This is a genomic window from Zobellia nedashkovskayae (assembly GCF_015330125.1).
Classification (GTDB): Bacteria; Bacteroidota; Bacteroidia; order Flavobacteriales; family Flavobacteriaceae; genus Zobellia; species Zobellia nedashkovskayae.
The window spans coordinates 3,984,278-4,005,935 of the sequence record NZ_JADDXR010000002.1 but is presented as its reverse complement, the minus strand read 5'-3'; the positions used below and the strand labels follow the sequence as shown (position 1 = coordinate 4,005,935).

The 21,658-nt window shown below is 33.2% G+C and carries 17 protein-coding genes; 5 read left to right on the top strand and 12 right to left on the bottom strand.

The window, feature by feature from the left end:
- Nucleotides 1-120: 120 nt before the first annotated feature.
- On the top strand, nt 121-3,486 hold the full coding sequence (locus IWB64_RS16410) for a TM0106 family RecB-like putative nuclease (protein WP_194535035.1): 3,366 nt from the start codon (nt 121-123) through the stop codon (nt 3,484-3,486).
- Nucleotides 3,487-3,489: 3 nt separating this feature from the next.
- Here the strand turns inward: IWB64_RS16410 and IWB64_RS16405 are convergent, their stop codons facing one another.
- Nucleotides 3,490-4,053, bottom strand: a complete 564-nt coding sequence (locus IWB64_RS16405; RefSeq protein ID WP_194535034.1) for a tyrosine-type recombinase/integrase — start codon at nt 4,051-4,053, stop codon at nt 3,490-3,492.
- A gap of 169 nt (nt 4,054-4,222) precedes the next feature.
- A complete protein-coding gene (locus tag IWB64_RS20620) occupies nt 4,223-4,453 on the bottom strand; it encodes a helix-turn-helix domain-containing protein (RefSeq protein WP_194535923.1) in 231 nt (76 codons plus the stop codon).
- Between the two features lie 61 nt (nt 4,454-4,514).
- Here IWB64_RS20620 and IWB64_RS16395 point away from each other — a divergent pair, with 61 nt between their 5' ends.
- A complete protein-coding gene (locus IWB64_RS16395; protein WP_194535033.1) occupies nt 4,515-5,117 on the top strand; it encodes a hypothetical protein in 603 nt (200 codons plus the stop codon).
- On the opposite strand, the gene IWB64_RS16390 is transcribed toward IWB64_RS16395, so the two are convergent.
- Together IWB64_RS16390 and IWB64_RS16385 are read right to left on the bottom strand one after the other, a co-directional pair.
- A complete protein-coding gene (locus IWB64_RS16390) occupies nt 5,106-5,780 on the bottom strand; it encodes an ATP-binding protein (protein WP_194535032.1) in 675 nt (224 codons plus the stop codon). The two genes, IWB64_RS16395 and IWB64_RS16390, sit on opposite strands and share 12 nt — an antisense overlap.
- On the bottom strand, nt 5,780-7,822 hold the full coding sequence (locus IWB64_RS16385) for a DDE-type integrase/transposase/recombinase (protein ID WP_194535031.1): 2,043 nt from the start codon (nt 7,820-7,822) through the stop codon (nt 5,780-5,782). The genes IWB64_RS16390 and IWB64_RS16385 overlap by 1 nt, the downstream gene beginning before the upstream one ends.
- A gap of 1,154 nt (nt 7,823-8,976) precedes the next feature.
- On the opposite strand from IWB64_RS16385, the gene IWB64_RS16380 reads away from it, so the two are divergent.
- Both IWB64_RS16380 and IWB64_RS16375 read left to right on the top strand, forming a co-directional pair.
- Entirely contained in the window at nt 8,977-10,443 is a 1,467-nt protein-coding gene (locus tag IWB64_RS16380; protein ID WP_194535030.1) for a hypothetical protein, read from the top strand.
- Nucleotides 10,433-11,329 carry a S1 family serine peptidase gene (locus IWB64_RS16375; protein WP_194535029.1) on the top strand — a complete coding sequence of 299 codons (897 nt, stop codon included), beginning with the start codon at nt 10,433-10,435 and terminating at the stop codon, nt 11,327-11,329. Before IWB64_RS16380 ends, IWB64_RS16375 begins: the two co-directional genes overlap by 11 nt.
- 285 nt (nt 11,330-11,614) lie before the next feature.
- Here the strand turns inward: IWB64_RS16375 and IWB64_RS16370 are convergent, their stop codons facing one another.
- Together IWB64_RS16370 and IWB64_RS16365 are read right to left on the bottom strand one after the other, a co-directional pair.
- A complete protein-coding gene (locus IWB64_RS16370) occupies nt 11,615-12,301 on the bottom strand; it encodes an RloB family protein (protein WP_194535028.1) in 687 nt (228 codons plus the stop codon).
- Entirely contained in the window at nt 12,294-13,598 is a 1,305-nt protein-coding gene (locus IWB64_RS16365) for an AAA family ATPase (RefSeq protein WP_194535027.1), read from the bottom strand. Before IWB64_RS16365 ends, IWB64_RS16370 begins: the two co-directional genes overlap by 8 nt.
- 927 nt (nt 13,599-14,525) lie before the next feature.
- On the opposite strand from IWB64_RS16365, the gene IWB64_RS16360 reads away from it, so the two are divergent.
- Nucleotides 14,526-14,882 (top strand): hypothetical protein, encoded by a 357-nt coding sequence (locus IWB64_RS16360; protein ID WP_194535026.1) that lies wholly within the window; start codon nt 14,526-14,528, stop codon nt 14,880-14,882.
- Between the two features lie 386 nt (nt 14,883-15,268).
- Here the strand turns inward: IWB64_RS16360 and IWB64_RS20465 are convergent, their stop codons facing one another.
- The 6 genes from IWB64_RS20465 to IWB64_RS16330 all read right to left on the bottom strand — a co-directional run bounded on the left by IWB64_RS20465 (nt 15,269) and on the right by IWB64_RS16330 (nt 21,657).
- The gene (locus tag IWB64_RS20465; RefSeq protein ID WP_226975918.1) at nt 15,269-15,466 is read right to left on the bottom strand and encodes a cyclic nucleotide-binding domain-containing protein; all 198 of its coding nucleotides are present in this window, start codon (nt 15,464-15,466) and stop codon (nt 15,269-15,271) included.
- Nucleotides 15,467-15,868: 402 nt separating this feature from the next.
- Nucleotides 15,869-17,653, bottom strand: coding sequence for a hypothetical protein (locus IWB64_RS16350; RefSeq protein WP_194535025.1), 1,785 nt, complete (start codon nt 17,651-17,653; stop codon nt 15,869-15,871).
- A 546-nt stretch (nt 17,654-18,199) separates the two neighbouring features.
- Nucleotides 18,200-18,706 (bottom strand): peroxiredoxin-like family protein, encoded by a 507-nt coding sequence (locus tag IWB64_RS16345; RefSeq protein ID WP_194535024.1) that lies wholly within the window; start codon nt 18,704-18,706, stop codon nt 18,200-18,202.
- A 140-nt stretch (nt 18,707-18,846) separates the two neighbouring features.
- A complete protein-coding gene (gene ahr / locus IWB64_RS16340) occupies nt 18,847-19,851 on the bottom strand; it encodes an NADPH-dependent aldehyde reductase Ahr (protein ID WP_194535023.1) in 1,005 nt (334 codons plus the stop codon).
- A gap of 19 nt (nt 19,852-19,870) precedes the next feature.
- Entirely contained in the window at nt 19,871-20,590 is a 720-nt protein-coding gene (locus IWB64_RS16335) for a 3-ketoacyl-ACP reductase (RefSeq protein WP_194535022.1), read from the bottom strand.
- Between the two features lie 5 nt (nt 20,591-20,595).
- Nucleotides 20,596-21,657: an L-dopachrome tautomerase-related protein gene (locus tag IWB64_RS16330; RefSeq protein ID WP_194535021.1), complete on the bottom strand. Its 1,062-nt coding sequence runs from the start codon at nt 21,655-21,657 to the stop codon at nt 20,596-20,598.
- Nucleotide 21,658: the final 1 nt, after the last annotated feature.

Here is a 21,658-nt window from a genome sequence, read left to right as displayed (position 1 = left end):
TAAAGTTCAAGTTATACATTTATAAAATTATACAATTACGGAAAACCGTAATCTTGTTTAAAACGATACTCTTAAATTACTCTTATGTTTTCAAAATACTCAAGAATCTAAATTGCTTTTATGAATTATAAGAACGACCAAATTACTTATAGCCCTTCTGATTTATCTTCTCATAGCAGTTGTAAACACCTTACACAGTTAAATAAACAGCATGTTAGAGGAGAAATTTCAGATCCAGAAATATATACGAATCGTGTACTTCAAATGTTACAAGAAAAAGGGCTTGAGTTTGAAAAAAATCACTTGCAAGAAATTAAGACTCAAGGAAAATCTGTTGCAGAAATTAGTATTGAGGACCCGCATGCTGAGAAGCAAACAATTGAAGCTATGCAAAAAGGTGTAGATATAATTTATCAGGCAAGGTTAAAAGAAGATGGTAAATGGAGCGGCTGGGCTGATTTTTTAAAGAAGGTTGATAGACCAAGTGTTTTGGGAGATTGGTCATACGAAGTTTGGGATACCAAATTAGCGAATGAAACTAAAGCTGGTACAATATTGCAAATAGGTCTCTATTCTGAACGTGTAGCTTCAATACAAGGTCTGACCCCAGAGTTTATGGGGGTAATAAAGCCTGAAGAAGAAGAAAAGTATCGATATGATGAATATGCTGCATACATAAGATTAGTAAAAAGAAACCTTGAAGATGCAATTTTGAAAGAAGAGGATACCTATCCTAACCCTGTAAGCCATTGCGATATTTGTAAATGGTGGAAGAATTGTAATGCGGTTAGAAGAAAAGATGATCATTTGACTTTCGTGGCAGGATTAGGAACTTCCCAAGCAAAAGAATTAAAACTACATGAAGTTGATACCCTAGAAAAACTTGCTAATTTAAATTTACCTGTACCTTTTAATCCATTAAAAGGAGTAAAGGAAACCTATAATAAACTTCGGGAACAGGCACGGTTACAATATACAAGTAGGCAAAACGGATATATACCGATATACGAAACCTTAGATTTAGAAGAAGGTAAAGGATTCAACAAATTACCAAAACCATCTGTAAATGATATTTACCTCGATTTTGAAGGAGACAGAATGGTTGAACCGGATGGTCTTGAGTATATGATCGGTTATGTACACAAAGGAGAATACCATGCCCTTTGGGCTAAAAATGAAAAAGAAGAAAAAGAGATTTTTGAGCGATTTGTTGACTTTGCTTTCAAACAGAAACAAGAAGACCCTTCACTTCATATTTATCATTATGCACCTTACGAAGTCACTGCTTTTAAACGATTAATGGGTAAGTATGCATCGCGCGAAACTGAGATTGATATCTTTTTAAGATCACACACATTTGTTGATCTCTATACCGTTGTTCGTCAGTCAGTACGAGCTAGTGTGGAAAAGTACTCGATTAAAGACTTAGAAGTGTTCTTTGGTTATAAACGTAAGATGGATTTACGTCATTTATCAAGTCATAAATCCCAATTGGAGCTACTTCTTCAAACTAAAAATATTGATAAATTAACAAAGGAGACCAAAGATGTCGTACAGCTTTATAATCAAGATGATTGTCAATCATTAATTCGTCTTCAAGAATGGTTGGAAGAGATTCGTGCTAGTCTAATAAAACAAGGTGATAACATTCCAAGACCAGAGGATGAAGATGGCACAGCAAGTGATAACATTACTGCTCATCAAGAACGTATAGAACCTATAATGAATTCTTTGCTTGATGGCATACCTTCAATAAGAACCGAACGAAATAGAATTGAACAGGCTAGATATATACTAGCCCATATGCTTGATTGGTATCGTAGAGAAAAAAAGTCTTTTTGGTGGGAGTTTTTCCGTTTGAAAGAGCTACCAGAAGACCAAATTTTGGAAGAACGTAAAGCTATTTCATTTCTAGAATATACAGGTAATCGAGAACCTGAAAAAAGAAGCGTCGTAGATGAATATAAATTTCCGCCCCAGGAATGTGATTTGCGTCAAGGTCAAGCCTTAGAAGACCAAGAAAATAATAAAATAGGTGCTATTCATGAGATTGACGTTGAAGCAGGTATACTCAGAATAAAAAAAGGTCCATCTAAAATTAATTTACCGCACCCAATGTCGGTCATCAGCTTGGAAAGCGTGAATTCTAGTGTAAAAGAAGAATCAATTATTAGATTGGCAGAATGGGTTGTTGAACATGGAATGGATAACGAGGATATGACCTATCGTGCAGCTAGACAGTTGCTGATGAACAGTCCTCAAAGTTTGATTAAAGATAGAACGCATTTAGATGATCTTTTTGAGAAAACGTATGACTTTGCATCTAAGCTAAACCAGAGTTATTTGCCCGTTCAAGGTCCGCCAGGTGCTGGTAAAAGTTTTACAGGAAGCCACCTTGTCGTTAGATTGATTAAAAATGGTAAAAAAATAGGTGTTACAGCTCTTAGTCATAAAGTCATCTTTAACTTACTCGACAAAATATGGGATGCAGCTCAAAAGGAAGGTTTAAGTATTGAAATGATACAAAAGATTAAAGCGAATACTGAGGAAAGTAAACCATGGACGTTAGTTAGAGATGAGAGTATCATCCAAAAAGCAATTGGTAATGTTGACGTTATTGCCGGCACATCCTTTATGTGGAGCAAACCACCTTATCAAAACAGTGTGGATTACCTTATTGTTGATGAAGCAGGTCAATTATCTTTGATTGATACTCTAGCTGTTGCACATAGTTGTTCCAATCTTGTTTTGTTAGGAGATCCACAACAGTTAAAACAGCCACAGCAAGGTGTGCATCCAGACGGCACAGAGGTATCTGCACTTGAAAATGTATTACTGGGCGAAAAAACTATTTCTGATGAACAAGGAGTGTTCTTGGCTGAAACTTGGCGTATGCATTCATCAATTAATACTTTCGTTTCTGAACTATTTTATGAGAGCAAGTTAAAATCAAAAAAGCATCTTGATGTTCAGCAAATAATGGGCTCACGGTATGCTGGAGCAGGAATGTATCTTGAAGAGGTTGAGCATGATGGAAATACTAACTCATCTTCTGAAGAAGTTGAGAAGTTAATTGAAATTGTAGCACACCTCACAAGTGGAAAAGTATCTTATATCAATGAAAAGGAAGAGGAAGCTACACTTACCAGTAGAGAAATCAAAATAATAACTCCTTACAATGCACAAGTACAGGCTATTAAAAAAAGTTTACCTGACTTAGAAGTTGGTACTGTTGATAAATTTCAAGGTCAGGAAGCTCCAGTAGTTATTTATTCAGTGGCAACATCAAGCTTAGAAGAAGCCCCGCGTGGAATGGAGTTCCTATTTAGCCCAAATCGATTTAATGTTGCAGTTTCAAGGGCTCGCACATGTATTATTATGGTGGCAAATCCATCTATTTTTGAAGCCGAATGCAAAAGTCCGCATCAAATAAAGTTGGCCAATGCCTTTTGTAGGTTTAAAGAGCTTTCAAAGAAAATCATTTAATAATTAGCCCCAAAGTTTTTCAAATCTACTACTAACTACTCTAGTATAATGTGCAGTATGTTTGGGGTCTCGATGCCCTAAGTAATCCTGTATTAATCTTAAGTCGTAACCTTTGTTAGCTAAATAAAAACCGCAAGAATGCCTTAAAGTATGTGGATGAACACTTGGTAAATCTGCCTTCTCCCCTACCGATGTTGTAATATAATTTACAGCTTGCCTAGTTAATGGTAATCCTCTTTCATTTACAAACAACCATGGTAGATTATCTTTTCGTGAATTTAGATATCGTCTTATAGCCCTAAGTTCATCTCCTGATATTGGATGCTCAACTGAAAGACCATTTTTCAGCCTATTTATCCAAACTCTTGATTCTTTTATATTGACATCTGATTTTTTCAAGTTTACAGCTTCACTTACTCTTAATCCATGTCTATAAATCATAAGTAATAAAAGGTAATTCCTTTTTGGATATCGGGTCTTTTTTGAAGCCTGAAGAAGTAACTTCATTTCAGAGTCACTTAAATAGTCTTTGGTTCTTTCATGTGCATCGGCAGTTACATTTTTCATACTCTTTACATTTCGCCCGTTGGTAGATATTTTCTAATATTTGGTAATCCCAATGTAATATAAGCTAAAAAATACATACTCTTTACAAAATACGGATTTTGTAAAGAGTTTTTTTTGAATACAAGCGTATACGCGAAAATTTATTTGTTTTGCGGATATGTGGCTTTAATTAAAATTTTTGGCAATTCATAAAGAAGCTAGATAAGGATATGTCGAAATATTTACATAAAGCATCTAATGTACTAACTGTTATATTGACCTTACTTGTTTCTATACGAGAGATATGTACTCCTGTGTCATTATAAACATCTTCTTGCGTTAGTCCTTTTTTCTCACGAAGAAGTTTCAACTGAGTTGAAATCTGTTGTAGTAGTTTCTCGTTTCTTAAATGACCTCCCATATAATTTGAAAAGTCCAAAGAATTCAGGATATTTATAATGACATATATGTCATTAAATAGGATGCGCGATAACCAAAAGATTAAATATAGAATTATAGTATCAGCAGATATATCAGAAGAACTTAATGTTCAGATATTCCAGTATTGGGCTTTTGATATATCTGACTTCAACTATTCGCTGGAAGACCTTAAATCAATTGATGAAGAGAATGAATTTCCTTTTATGGAAGTACAAGCAAATTCTTACGTTAAAATGACTTTGACACATTGTAAATTGTGTTTCAATTCAATTTTAGTAACAGCCTATAATAGAAATGAATTTATTGAATACCTTAATGGGTACTATGAGACTTGTGATATATGCAAACTATACTCCCCAAATTATGAAGAAAGTATCACCCTTTTAAAACCTCTTGAAACAAGGCTAAAGCAGTTAAATAAGAATGAGTTAAGAGTTTTAAACGGAATAATAAAACTTAAAAGTAAAGCACTAATTTATCAGCATATTTTCAATAATGACGTTATGGATACTAGCATCTGGAAGATAGTTAATTCCCTGCAGCGTAAGGATTTAATTTGGGTTGAAAGAGATGATGAAGGAAGAATTTTATCTTTTAACTTTGACCCCGAATTATGTCTATTAATCAATCAGTTAAGTAGCTGAATTCTCTTTTAAATAAAGATAATTTTCTATACTATTTGTTAAATCACCAATATTTTTGATACCCAAAAACCGATTATTAATATCTTTTGATTTAACTCCATATGCGTTGCAAACACCTATTATTTCCTCTTTAGTTAAGTCATTTAATGGTATAATTCTATTAATCCTTCTGTAAAATTCTGGTACACCATTTTTTTGCAAACTATTCCAGTTTTTCAATTTTTCAACAAAATATTTGGGACCAGCTAAAATAATTCCCAAATTATTCTCTGTTAAATCTCTTAGTTCATGAAATAAGCCTAATTGTTCATTATTAAACATACCACCCTCATCTACAATTAAAAGATGTTTTTCATTACTTTCTTCAATATAAGCTTTTATCCAATTCATAAAATGATAAAAAGATCTTCTGGTACATCCTCCGTAATTATACGCATTTGATATTTCTGTAAAAAAATGACTAGTGGACATGCTTTTACGTAATCGAACATATTTAATGTTTTCTCCATTTTTCTGACTATAACTCACTAGACCTTCAGTTTTACCACTGCCAGTTTCACCTGCAATTATTAAAAATTTAGAGCTTGTATGTGCATATTGACATATTTTTTGAATATCTGAGTAGTTTCTTAATTCAAATATTTGTTTTTTGAATTTTTCCATTACCTAACTCTTTTAAGTACAAATGGAACTTTATCATCAATTGATTCAGATATAGTCTTTAAATCCCCATCGTAAGCAGAATTACTAGGGATTTTATTTATAACTCTTAATGATAATAATTCATTTTCAATATCCCTTATACTATCTAAACTAGACTCTTTAATTTTTAAATTAGTTTTTTCATCCAAACCTAAAACCGGTGTCTCTTCTAGTTCATCATACCCCTCTTTTATCTCTTTATAAATATCTTTTAAATTTTGTTTTATATTTTTAATATTTCTCAAACTATGACTTTGGTAAACTTTTGCTTCCGAACTTTTGACCGGAACTATATTCACTTTATGATCTCTGTAAACAACACCTATCATTTCATCATTTAAACCACTCATAAATACATGGGTTGGATCAAACTCATCATAATGGACCTTTACAACTGTTCGGTTTACCTTATTGGATATTTTTCTATCTAATATTGTATAGGAGTGTTTTGAACCTAAAAGAGTTATAAAAATCTTAGAATTTCGAACTCTAATTTTTTTTGTTTGCCCAAAAATCAAAGCAATATCATATTTATTGATATATCTGTCAGAATTTTTAGCTGAATTCTTAAATGCTCTATACGGACTATCCTGTGTTATAGAGTGAATTGCTTCATTATATTCCGTGATTTTATTGTTTATAATTTGTATTAATATCTCCTTTTCATAAAGGTTTTTAGTTTTTCTATACTCTTTTGTTTTCTCGTTATTAGCTCTGCCATTTTCTCTTTTTGTTTTAATTCCTTCTCCTAGGAAACCATAAATATCAATCAAATATTTTGATTGAAAGGTTCCAAACCATCTTTCTACATGGGCTTTATCTTTTGCGTTTTTAACTTTAGCATATCTAATATTTACACCAATACCCATCAACTTATTTTTTAACAGTGTAAAATCTTTAGAATGATAAGATTTGTGATTGTCTACTAATATGTTATCGGGTCCTATTCCTCCATTAACGAAAGCATTTTTCATAGCATTACTTATTAGTTGAAAGTTTTCATTAGCACCAATACTATTACCTATAATTTTTCTAGAATAAACATCTAAAACGACACATAAGGTCAAATATGATGGAGTTCCTTCGTTATTATAATATATATTTATTTGAGAAGAATCTATTTGGTAGAGACCACCAGCATAATCAGGAGTTTTTCTAGGTAAGTAAGGAGTTATATTATCGTCAGCATACTTTTTTCCAAGTCTAAGTATATCTGTTTTATTTCTAAACTCTATATCATCACAAATTCTATCTACAGTAGATTGCGAAATTTTATGATGACCTAGTTGTTTAAGATGCGTATTGACTAAAATTAATATTTTAGATTTACTATATCTTTTGCTATTCAATCGATGAGCTTGAATGAGCGATTTCACAACTGAGGTTACTCTATATGGTTTTCGGCCATTAATTGTAAAATCATGTACTAAATTTTCAGTAATTCCATAGATATTAAACTTTTTTATTTTACTTGAGAAATAGGAGTAAGATTTTGCTTTAAAACACACCTTTGGTAGTTTTTGAAATGCCATATGTATTTCCTTTAAGCTTCTTACTCCAGTCCTTATGCAAATTATTATTTCTTGAATTATGGCATGTGTCCTAGCATAATTGCTGATTACCTCAATATCCGTAAAGTATTCTTTGTACAAAGGCATATACTCTACCCAATATTTTTGGTGGATCCAAATTTGATGGAAAATAAAATCTAACGCAGTATCGCAAGAGCCATGAACTGGTGCTGCATTTTTCAGCAAATCAATAATTTCTGACTCTTCTGTTGGTAATTTGAGTTTCGTCAGTACTTTTAACGGTATACTTTGATAACGAATCCATATTTTTTTAGACCCTAATTTTTTATGGGTATCATAAAAACCGGTTTTATTTACTTTGGCTTTGGATATAGCATTATTGAGTGTACCCGCATTCATACCATTATCAGTTAATAAAGATTTCAAAACATATGCATGATCTTCAATAATTTGCAAATAACCAATCTCCATAATAATAGTTTAATACTTGACAAGTAATCAGTTACAAATATAACTAATCAAATCTAAAGAATACACAACAATCTGATATATAGATTATTACGATATTTATTATTAATTTTTACGATTTTAAATAAGTTTTACCATGAGTTTAAATAATATCGATTTTAAAAGAAGAATAATATATGATAAGTAAAAGTTCAATTTTTAATTGAATTGATAATTCTGATGATAACCCTTAGAATATATGGGTTGTGTAGAGAAAAAAATGAGGATGCAGATTATGGATTTAAATGAAGTATTACAAAACCTTTCGTCTGTATCTATAATTAGTCGTTATGTAAAATTGCCGCTAGCAAACGCTCGATTGCTTTTTAAATTCTAAAATGCTAAAAACGCATGTTAAATTTAAACACAATTTGCAGCCGCTTGCCAACGCCAAAAAAAGCAAAACTTTTAGATTCTTTTGAAATATGCGATTTATGAGAAAATCTTAGTCAATAAATTTTTCAGGAGATTCTCGGCAGCTTGCCGCAACAGCTCAAAATTTCGAAAATAAAATTTCTGAGCACTTGCTACCTCTTGTCTTTGATTGAAGCTTTTCTTTAGGTGTTCCTAATATTATGTAAAATAGACTTTCAACATTGTAACCAGTAACCGTAATGTTTTATCTTTTTTTCTTGATAAAAAAAGAAACAAAAAAATCAAGGCTTACAGATAATTTTGGAACAGGGCTGAGCGTAAAGAAAATGTACCCAAAGTACATTTTTAGCGAAAGAGCCAGCTGGCGCGGTGGCGCTCGGTCGCTATATTCTAGAAAGCAAACTAACTCTTAAGACAGCTGGCAATCAATTGAAATTTTATACCAGTCAATAAACTGTATAACTAGAAGTCTAGAATATGGCCGCTCCCCTCGCCTATTGTTTTTCCAAAATTTTCTTAGGCCGTCCAGCTCCTCGGTAACTAAAAAGCTTATAGTTGCTTATATATCTAGCTGGTTTTACGAAAAAAAATTGAAAATATTTTTGGTTTTTTACGGATGTTTTTAACTATTCAGTTGAATTATTTCACTGTAATATAATTTTTCTTCATGAAGATACCTACAAATGGGTATTTTTCAAATCAAAGTATTTGCCTAAATTAGAGCTTACTAAAACCATATTACCATGAAAAAACTTACAATTATTTTTCCCTTACTACTATTTTACAGTTTTATATATTCACAATCAATTTCTGTTGAAGGTATTGATGTTACAAATACCATTTTACCTAATGACATCATCTATTCATTACCTAAAACAATTCTTCAACAGAAAATTAAATTCGAAGAAAGCATTCATACCCCACCCAAAAAACTGAATATATCATTATCGAACATTTTCAACGCTCCTGCAATAGAAATACCTAGTCCGATTTCCTCTGAAACTAGACTAATCAAAATAAAAAACTTCTCTTTGAATACTTTAGGCGTCCCTGATGATTCGCATATTTATAGAATCCACCTTAAGAAAAAATGGAACAAAGAAAATAAGGTTGGTTTAAAAATTGGTCAGAATGGTCTAATACAAGGTGGAGAATTGACTAGTCAAGATAAAACATTCAAAATCATTACTTCAGTATTGTCCGGTGTGATATCTCTATTTAAGGTAAATGGGGCGGGCAAACTATACAATCCAGAAAAAGATGGAGGCAATCTATTTAACAAATTGAAGCTTACTGAAATCCAACCCTTACCAATTAATTCAGATAAAAATTTTGAAATAATTAAAAGTTTAAGGGCTTTACTGAATCAGAGAAATTCAATTGATGTTGACCTAAAGAGTTACAAGAAAAATCTAGCAAATTTAAAAAAGGACTTTGTAAATAATAATAGATTTGGTGATAATCTCAACGTCTTCAAATATAAAGTAAATATGCTAGGCGAAATGATTAAGTCTCTCAATCAGGAAAAGGAAAAAACTAAAAAAGCATTTATAAAGACTTTAAACTCCTTTATAGGAACCTTAGAGAAAAGAGAGGTTGAAATAAAGGCGGATTTAGATGTACAATTCGACCATAAAGAATTTCAAGACTACGATAAATATTTTAAATTAGAATATCCTGCAGGAAGTCAAGATGTAATAATAAATATTTCTTCAAAATCTGTTTATGATAATAATGATGATGGAGAAAGATGCGAGAATTGTTTCAGAATCTCCATTAAAAGAGATATAAATGATTTTGGAAAAGATTTTTACCTAAAACTGGCCCCCAAATCAACGAATACTGGGTTGGCTTATAAATTTCCAGCTTCATATACAGCGAAGGTTTATACTAACAATGTTGGAGAAATAGGAAGTTTTACATTTTTTGCAGTTGGTAAAATGCATGGTAGGCTTCCCTCTAAGACCAAACTCAATAATTTAGTCTATTATTCCGACTTAGGGTGGTTTAAGGAAATAAATGCATCTACCAATTCGATCAACCCAGATGATGTAACATCACTAGGGAAATCAATTGGAGAAACTATTGATCTTATTAATGGAGATACTGAAATTGAATCACTTAAAGAAGAAACAGATTTATTAGAACTGAGGATTAAGAAAGCTGAATTAGAAAAGCAAATTAAAGAAGCAGAAGTTGATGATAATTAAACGATTAAGATGGCGAACTACTTTAATCATTCTTTTAGCACTGACTCTGTTCATATTTTGTTTCAGAGCATGTGTTACTTATTGGCAAGAAGAGGAAGGTACTAGAGGAATACGAGGCGGGGTGGAAGCATCAGAAAATGAATTTCCATATCAAATAGCGATAGTATCCAAACAAAGAAAGAAGGAAGCCTATTGTGGTGGAGTTATAATCAATTCTGAATGGATTTTGACAGCAGCTCATTGTTTTGACAACGTTAATAAAGATAATTATCTAGTCTACTCCGGCAATGGTAAATTAAATTCTAGCGGTAAATATTCTGATATTTTAAATGTGTTTTCCTTTGAAGGAATTAACCCATATAATGGACAATTAGAGAAGTATGATAGTGGTGGATACCAACATGATATCTTGCTAATTCAATTAAAGAAACGTTTAGAAATAAGTTCTAAGACTAAAACGATAAGACCTATCTCCTCTTCTCTCCTTAAGCAGGTGATTGAAAATAAGCAATCTGCCATGATGGTTGGATGGGGAAAAACAAATAGCCTTTTTAGACCTGAAAGACTTATGGAGAAACCACTTCCCTTGATTTCAAAATTGAACTGTCAAAGTGAAAAAAATATAAAAGGATATATAAAAGATGGGATGATATGTATAGGAGAAAAAAATGTTGTTTCTGCGTGTAATGGGGACAGTGGTAACGGTGTCTATTACTTTTCTATCGAAGGAGCTAAACTTGTGGGTATTACTACAATCGGAAGCAATTCATGTAATATGGATATCAAACATTTAGAATATGATGTATTGATGGATATCACTTTTTATAGTGACTGGATTACCTTAGTAATACAATCCAAGTCTAATTATAATAATGCAATTAGTTAGCAGACCCTCTTAAGATATGTTATTTGGAAACCACCTAAAGTTTCTTTTCTTTTTTTCTTGATAAAAAAAGAAACAAAAAAATCAAGGCTTACAGATAATTTTGGAAACAATGTACGGCTCAATCGCTATATTCTAGAAAGCATTGTAACTCTTAAGACCGCTTTGAACTGCTAGAAAAATTGTACTGTTCAGAAAACCATAAAACTAGAAGTCTAGAATATGGCCGCTCCCCTCGCCTCTTGTTTTGCCAAAATTCTCTTAGGCCGTCTTAACTGATTTGCAAATTTAATCAGATAGGTATTTATTCAATTCTTCAACTAATAAGTAAACATGCGATATTGGGTTTTGTAAGTGCGGACTAATTCCTTCATGTTGCTCAACAAGCTTTTTAGACCTTTTTATAGCATCAATTTGACTAGCCTTACCATTTTTTTCCAAAGCAGTATATAGTTTTAGAACAAACTTTCTTTTCTTTCCATCCTTGCTGTAGTTAATTCCAAAAATTTTTCCCAACTGCTCGTTATAAAAATCACGATGATTTTTTTGGTCAGTAAATTGAAAATGTAGGTAAAGCCATAGTTCAAATGAATCATTAGAATATGCACAATTCACTCCGTTGGCATGACACTTTTGTATGGCAGAATTGAAGTCATCAGCTTGGCCGACAACATCTGGCTTTACATCCATATCGAAAACGCACCAAACTTCATCATAATTACTATCTTTTGCTAAGTCAATAGTGCAATCCGCAAGTGTAGTATGAGAACATCCCATACCGTATGTTTTGACTTCAGCTGATATAGTAGGGAATGATTCAAAATACAAAGCTTCAGTTTGACCTTCACATACTATTAAAAAAGTTTTGTTAGGTTCTTTAGTTTCTTCTTTGTAAGAAGTTAATCCAACTTTTTTTAACCAAGGTTTGTCACCCTTTATATCGGTCTTTTTAATTGCTTTGGTTTTCTTAGGCATTTTCCTCTTCTTCTAAAAAAATTTCTTCAAAATCATCTAAAAACGGAATGGCACCATATTTACCGTGCATATAATCACTTTCATATGATGAAGAGTTACGAACTCCCTTAAATTCAGCTAAAGAACTAAAATGAGTTGCACCATATTTATCCCGTGTTGTAAACGAAATTTGGTCTCTTCTCAGCATTTTTGATGATAAAAGATTGGTGTCATGAGTAATGAAAATCAATTGCCCTTTGAGATTTGATTTTGAATTAAATAGCTCGACAATTTTTTTCGTGAGTAGTGAATGAAACCTAGAATCAAATTCATCAATAAATAAAGTTCCTCCTTCTTTTAAAGCTCTAATAATATAAGGGGAGAGTTCAAACATTTTTTGAGTTCCCTTTGATTCTTCAAAAGCAAAGCCCATCCATCTATCACCGGTTTCCTTTTTGTTTGCATCGTAGTGTTTCTTTACTGCATAAACTATTTTACGAGATTCTTTTTCATTACCTCTAACGGATTTGTTTTTGGCACTCTTATCCTCATCATCATCATCATCAACTTCGATATAACCAATATCATCAATACCCATATCGGCTGCCTTTACCAAGTCAACTAATACATTTTTGTTCTCCTCATTTTCAATAAACTTTTCGGCAGATTTACTGTTGTGATAACTATTCAATCCAGATACCATTACAATTTTGGTAGTTAAAAAATCTACTAATTTAGAAGAAGTTTTACCTTTTAACACCTTTGCAATAAAAGAAAGAAACAGATAGTTGTCTTGAACTAAAACTTCTGTAGACTTTTTAAGAATATCTTTCAAAATACCACCCTCGGAAAATTGTGATTTATTAATTTTTGATTCTTCCCCTTCTCTTGTAAATAAATAAACTTCTCTATCAACTTTTTTAAATAACCACTCTGAAAAGACCTGAGTTTTATCAGCAACAAAACCATATCTATAAATAGCGTTGTCTTTTAAAAATTGAATTTGAAAGAATGTAGGTTCGTTTTCTGTTTCCGTACTAAGTTTAAAAGGCACAATAGGACTAAGGGGGTTTTTTTCTCCAATATTACTACTGACAATTTCCTTGAATGCTTCTAATGCTTTGTGGAAATTTGATTTTCCACTTGCGTTTGCTCCATAAATTGCTTTAGATTTCAATAATTTAAAATCCTCATCAATTTTAAAAACATTATTCACTTCAAGATGAGGAAACTTTGGCTGAAGTTTGGATGTTACCATACTTAAAGTCTCAATTTCCTTAATTGACTTAAAATTGCCTACACTAAATTCGATTAACATTTTGTTGGTTTTTCTACTATTGCAATTAACGGCTTTTTCTTAGACAAATTACATCTTATATGGGTTATTTGCAATAATTTGGAAAATATTAACTTTAACTTCAGATAATAGAAACATTATCCATTCCACACACATTGCTTTCCCTCCTATCGTTGGTCAGTTAATAAGTGTTCCATTACCTTTTCAGAGAAAGCTTTTTAGAAGAAAAATTTAAAGAGAATAATTGCCAATTACTTTGCTTTACCAAAGCAAAGTTACATAACGCAGAACATTATAGTACATTTGTAGTAGTTTTGTGTATAGCGCATTCCGCGCTATTTGACATAGTTGCGTTATAAGCCTTGCAAGTGGATTATAACAATGCAATTATGACAAAACGAAACTACGGTACGTTCAACTGTATTCTATTTAAGGCAGCCACATCAACCCGCAGATTAATAAAATTCATCCTCAGGATAAATATTATTCACTCGTATTTTAAAACACAATTTGCTGTCGCTTGGCCAGCGCCAAAAAAAACTAACCTTTTAGATTCTTTTAAAATTCTCGTATTCGATAAAATGTACGGCATATTTTTTTCTAGAGCATTCTCGTCAGCTTGCCGCAACAACTAAAAATTAACGCAGCCACATCAACTCGCAGATTTTAAATTGATACTTAATCAATTTAAAAATCTCGTGAGATAATTTCTTAGCCCTTGCCAACCACTCGTTTTGTTTGAAGTTTTTCTTTAGGTACTTCTAACATTATGTAAAATACGATATAAATTCTGAAGATTAAGAATCTTTAGAATTTTGAGCAAGCTGTAGCGTTGGCATCTGCCGTGACTATTGTTTCAAAAATATCTGGTACACTATTTGTATTTATTCAATATTCTTAGCATTTGCTACAGATTAGGTTACCGATTCAACTTTATAAAAATTTTTTATGAAAAACGTATTTAAAGTTCTTCTACTATCGCTGATTAGCACTATGGCAGTTCATAGCATAGAATCTAACGAAGTAACGGACGAAAACCATCACGAACTAAGCGAAAATTTTAATTCAATAAGATGTGGTTTTCTTGAAATAAAATCACCTTTCCGGACCGATAAGATTGTTAGAGCAACACGAGCAGGTTGTTTCCGGTGGGAATATTCAAAGAATGGAAAAGTAACATCTATATCCGAAACTATTACCATTAAACAAGGAGAATCTAAAAGAGGTTTTAGTAAGAACGGAGAGACTGTTAAAATTAGATGTAGTTGTCGCAATCAAAGACGCAGCCTGCAACCAAATCATTGATTTTCATCTTTTTTTCTTGATACGGCAAAGCATGCTTTGAGCGAGATGAAGCGCTGGCGAAACAAAAAAATCAAGGCTTCAGATACCTTTGGAAACAATGTACGGCTCAATCGCTATATTCTAGAAAGCATTCTAACTCTTAAGACAGCTTTGAAGATTCTTTGTTGCAGATTGATGTAACCGTGATTCGATTTAATTCTGAAAAAATTGGCAACGGCAGGGACTTCAAAACAAATTTTTTCCCTATTCTCTAAAGACAAACAGAAGAACTCAGAATCTTCAAGACAATCTACAAAAATAGTCCCTGGTCCTTGATGTTGAAAAGCGCAATGGTCGCTCACCCAATAGTTTTCCATGGCAAATTGAAGAATGTGTTCTTTGCCTTTTTAGTCTATGGAATACGCTTTTACTAAGCCTTTGATAATCCAATATTCAAAGTCCACAGGTTGCCCAACTTGTATTAAAAATTGGTGTTTTTTAAGACTTTTAAATTCAAAGTGCGATTGTATAAAATTCCACTCCTCATCAGTTAAAGAAACGATTTCTTCAAAATGTTGTCTTAGTAACTGTAACTTGTCTTCCATAAAGCAAAAATACTTTTCTTTATTTAAAATGTTATTTATTGTTGCATATTATATTAATTAGACAACCAGTTAAAGAGCATAAATTTACTATACACAGTCATTAAAAATACATTTTCATTCCACACACATTGCCCTCCCTCCTATTGTCGGTCAGTTAATAAGTGTTCCATTACCTTTTAGATCAAAATTTTTGAAAGAAAAAAATCAAGGAAGATTGTAACAACTTTGCCCGCGCACCAACCCGCTCAAAAAAGAAAGATTCTTATCTATATTTTTCTGCCGTAACCAAAGCTCAAGTTACATAACGCGGAACATTATAGAGCAGAGTTGCTCTATAATCTGGCGTTACTTCAAATAACGATAGTTATATGTAATTTCCGAGAAATATCCGGTAACGGGCTTTTACAAACTACAATTTCCATCAAGAATATCTTGTTCAGTTGGATTGTAAACATTTTGATTGACCGTATAATTTTCGGGTATTTCTGGCAGTCCGTTTTGTATTAGTGTTTGTATCGGACATAGATTTTCTAATAGTATATTTCCACTAATACCAAGTCTTCCACTAATTGAGGTTATATTAGTCAAACCCGCAATGCTTTTTAGTGACATGTTTGAGCTAATGCTTAAACGTCCAACGACTGTTGTTATTTGGCTTAAGGCATCTATGTCAGTGATTAAATCGTTCCATGCAATTCTCAAATCGCCTCCCACGGAAATAACATTTGCTAAACCATCGATATTCTCTAAATTATCATTAAAATCTACAGACACCCACCAACCTATTTCGGTAATATTTTGTAGACCATTTATGTTCTTTAATGCCTCATTGTCAGATATTTGCAAATACTGACGAGCTGTCGTTAATCCAGTTAGACCATCAATATCTAAAAGCGACTTGTTGGTTCTCAGCTTGATATGTCGTTCGACAAAAGTTAAATTACTGAGTCCGTCTATATTGGTTAACATCGGATTTCCCGATATTTCTAAATCTTGCCCAATAGTTGCTAGTTTAATTAGACCATCAATGTTCTTTAGAGCTTCATTCTGGTAAATTTTAAGATAATCGCCTATGCCTATCAAATTATTCAAGCCATCGAGAGAAGACAGCATTGGATTATAGCTAATTTCGCAATATCCTCCGATAGTCGTTAACTGCTCAAGACCCTGTATATTGGTTAAAGTTTCATTTGCAAAAACCTTTAGATACCCACCTATAGCGGAAATTTTAGACAAAGAATCTAAATTCGATATCTTGTCATTGTTCTCTATTTCAAGAAATCCACCAACAGAAGAAACATTACTTAGGCCATTAATGTTGGCCAATACATCATTAAATGATATATGTAAATCGTTTCCTACAGCACTGATGTTGCTTAAGCCATCAATCTGCTTAATGGACCTGTTTCGAGAAATGTTAAGGTGCCCTTTGGCCGTATTAAGATTGATAAGTCCGTTTACATTTTGCAAAGCGTCATTGAGGTCAACACTTATATTTTCTCCAACATCTGTGAGGCCACTTAAATCATCTATATTAATTAAAATCGCATTATAATAAACGGACAAATATCCTCCTACTTTTGTCAGGGTCTGTAAACCATTTAAGCTGGTCAAATTTTCATTATCGAATATCCATAGGTCTCCCTTTACTTCACGCAAAGAGCTCAGAGCCTCTAGACTTGTAGTTGATGTCGAAGTTCCATCACCAATAGTAAGATTCCCATTTACTTCAGTATATATATTTGCTCCGAAAGCATCAACCTCTTCTTGTGATTTGAGGTAAACATCACCTTCAAAAACAACAGCTTGGTACGCTACGGTGGTAAAGCTTAATTCGTTTCCATAAGTTGTGGTACTTCCGTTAGTCACAAATGACCTCACATAATAGGTTGTACCCTGTTCCAACCCACTGATGGATATAGCAAAACTGTCACTATTTGCACTGCTACTTGAACTTTCATTGGCTACTGTTGGATTTGGAGATGTAGACCAGCAAATACCGCTGTCAGTAATGTCTATGGCTTCGCTTGAAGTTATTGAACCACCAGAAACCGCTGAATTTTCAGTAATTGAAATTATTGCCGAAGTGGTTAACTTTATAGTAGTATTCTCAATAGGCTTACTGTCTTCCTTCTCGCAACTATTTACTAAAAGAACAACTATCACATATAGAACTATTTTTTTCATGGTATCTCAGTAATGATCCAATTTAGAACGGTATTTTCAGAGTAATATTTTATATTTCAGCGTTGAAAAGGAATGGCAATATTTTTCTATTTTTAGAGGAATACAGAAGCTATTCCATTTCACACACATTACACTCCCCTCCTACCGTCGGACCATATAATAAGTGTTCCATTACCTTTTAGATCAAAATTTTTGAAAGAAAAAAATCAAGGAAGATTGTAACAACTTTGCCCGCGCACCAACCCGCGCAAAAAAGAAAGATTCTTATCTATATTTTTCTGCCGTAACCAAAGCTCAAGTTACATAACGCGGAACATTATAGAACAATTTGATCATCCTGTAAAAAGGCGCATGCTTGCATTTGATATAATATCAGATATGACGCCTTTAGGTTCATATCGACAGATTACTGAAATGTTTTAAAACACTTTCTTACAGTAACAAACTGCCCATATTTTTAAATCGCTATTTGTTATAAACTAAAAAGTTGATGAAACTCATGTTTACATCAACTTTTTAGTTTTGTTAGCTATTTAATAAAGAAAACTATGCTTCTCCTCTAGCAGGATAATCTGCTTTTAAGATATAGTCGATACCACCTAAAACATCGTTAAAACTAGGTCTGCCAAATGGCATAGACTGTACAGATTCCCAATAAACTGTTTGTTCTGGAGTTAACAAAAACAATCCAGGTTCGGTAAAATGTTTAGGCTCGTTGTTAATACCTTCAGAAATGAATAAACCCCATTCTCTGGCTTCTTCTATAGGTAAACCATTACCTAATGGAATATCTGAAATGTCCCATTCGTCATACGTGGCTTTGGCAACTTCTTCAGTGTCTGTACTAATGGCTATTATAGAAACGCCACGTTGTATAAACTTATCTAACTTTTTCTGTAGTTCTTCTAACTGCATTTTACATACAGGGCAATGTTTACCCCTGTAAAACAATATCATGGTAAAATTTTCAGGTGATTGATCACTCAATTCCCACGTGGTATCATTCACTAATTTAATTGCTAACTCGGGTGCTTTTTGTCTCGGTTTTATCATGCTTCTATTATTATATTTTATTTGAACTTAATTTAGGCGTAAAAATGAATTATGGTTGACACATATGTTCCGATAAAGTCTACTAAATTCTTTCCTTTACACTTGCGCTAATTAGATTTATATACTAAAGTTAATTTCGTCTAATTTTTTAAGACGATTCTAAATCGTGCATTTCCTTTTTCTAGATGTTCTATTGCTTCATTAACTTTTTCCATAGGAAACTCCTCTACCGTTGGGTAGATAGTATGTCGTACACAAAACTCTAACATTGTTTTGGTTAGAGCCGGACTTCCTATAGGGCTCCCTCCTACTGTTTTTTCTCCTCCAATTAAGCCAAATGCTGGAATAGCCATGGGTTCTAATACTGCACCAACAGTATGCAATCTACCTTTAGGAGCTAGAGTTGTTAGGTAAGAATTCCAGTCTAAACTTACATTGGTGGTGTTTAGAATAAAATTTAGACTTCCTGCAATAGCTTCTAATTCCTTAGGGTCTCTGGAGTTAATCACTTTGGTGGCACCCATAGCTAAAATCTCTTCTTTTTTAGCAGGGTTTGAACTAAATGCGATAACCTCGCAGCCCCAGTGTTTTAAGAATTTAATAGCCATATGTCCCAAACCTCCTATCCCAATGACACCTACCGTATCCGTAGGTTTCACATCTGCAAGTATAATGGGGTTGAATACGGTAATGCCACCACATAACAAAGGTCCGGCTTTACTTAAATCTATTGCTTGGGGAAGAGGAATTGCCCATGACCAATGACCACGAACATAATCTGCAAAACCTCCATGTCTTCCTACTATGGTAGATTGGGATTTTTTACATAAATGATGTGAACCTTCCATACACTGTTGGCAACTCATGCAGGAGGCAGATAGCCACCCTAGACCGACTTTATCTCCAACTTTAATATTTTTTACAGCATTACCTGCCGCTACTACTTCACCAATAATTTCATGTCCAGGAACAAGGGGATATTGCGTCATTCCCCATTCATTGTTCATCATACTTAAATCTGAATGACAAACCCCACAATAGGACACTTTTATATCTACCTCCTCTGAGCCTAACGTACCTAATTCATAGGTGTAAGGCTTTAATTTACCCTTGGGCTCTGAAACTGCATATGCATTTACTTTCATAAGTATTATTTTTTGGTTGTTAAGGGTTTGTAGACCATAAAGATGCATTGACCAACATGGCTCTTCCCGGAAGCTTCAAACCAGCAACTATTAGGGCGGCAAAATCTTCTGGTTTTAAAACCTGGTCGTTGTCTTCTTCATCTACAATACCAGCTTCTACAGCCATATCCGTTACGATTGTACTAGGTGTAAGTGTACACACCCTAATGTTGTTTTTACGAACTTCTTTCATTAAAGATTCTGACATACCAATAACCGCGAATTTTGATGCGGAATAGGCAGATACGTTTGCATTACCATTTAATCCTGCAGTAGATGCAACATTTATGATATCTCCTTCATTCTTTTTCAATAAAAACGGTAGCACTTCTTTGGTTACAAAATAGGTGCCCAGCACATTTGTTTCAATCATTTGTGTCCATACATCAACCTCCATATCATTAAAGGATCCCAAAGTAGCAATACCAGCATTGTTGATTAAAATATCTACATCACCAAGGGTATTCAAAATTTCCTTAATACTATTTTTTACTTCCTCATACTTACTTATATCAAAAACGGAATACATCGCTTTAACGCCGATTGCCTCTAACTCGGCAACGGTCTGTTGCAAGGTTTCTTCATTTCTACCCGTAATGGCTATTTCTACACCTTCTTTAGCCAGTGCTATGGCGGTAGCTCTACCTAAACCTCTACTGCCACCTGTAATTATGGCTTTCTTACCTTTTAAATCTTTCATCTTTTTTATTTAAATTTTAGTTTCAATATTCTAAATAGTCCCGTGGACCTTTCAATACCTTCTCCAAAAGCAGGTGACTTGTGTATCTGATTGGTTGCAATATATAGCCAGTCTCCCTGGATTCTTACACTATCTGGCCAATCGAAAAAAGGACTCTTTTTAATTGTGCTTAAGGTCCCGTCTTTTGAAAGCACATCAATGCTATTATTTTGAATATTGGTGAAATAATGATTGTAGTTTTCATCTGTAGCAGCACCATCACAAATTGGTTTTTTGCCTACCACAGCAATATGTTTTATGATTTCCTCATTTTCTGCACCTTCCCTTATCTGCTTCGTGGGTACTTTATACCATTTGGTGCCATTCATTGGACCATAATACAGCGTGTCCCTGTCAACAGAAATAGTAATTGCATCTAAAGAAATACGCACAGGTTTTCCTTTTCTATAGTGCACCATATTGTCTATGATGATGTCAATATCTTCCGGTTGCATGCTTGGGATATCAATAATTTTTGAAAATTCATTTTTACGAATATCAATGACAATGATTCCTGGGTTTCTAACATCGGCTAAGTATACAAAACCATTTATTTCATCCACCACCAAATCTTGTACAAAACTAGTACTGGGTGCAAATTCTAATGGAATATCAAAACGAAGCACTTCTTTTCTGGTATCAATATCATAGGCAAATAATCTAGTATGCCCAATATTTAGACCTACATCAAGTACCCAAAGTCGGTTTTTGTTATCAAAAATAATACCTAGGGGAGCATCTAATTTATTGTCTGATTTGTTATCTGAAGTGGATTGTACCTGCTCATTAGGAAAAGGTACATAAGTTGACTTACTCGTAATTTCTACTAATTGATAGTTGCTAGGTCTAAAGGGATGAATACTAGAAAATATTCTTCCTTCCTTAGAAACCGCTACATTTCCTGGGGTAACTTCTAGTTCTGCTACCACTTCAAGGGTTCCTATTGCTTTTTCTTGCGCTACTATAGCGATGCTTTTTAAGAAAAACAATGAAAATAGTATGGATAATTTTAGGCATATACTCTTCATA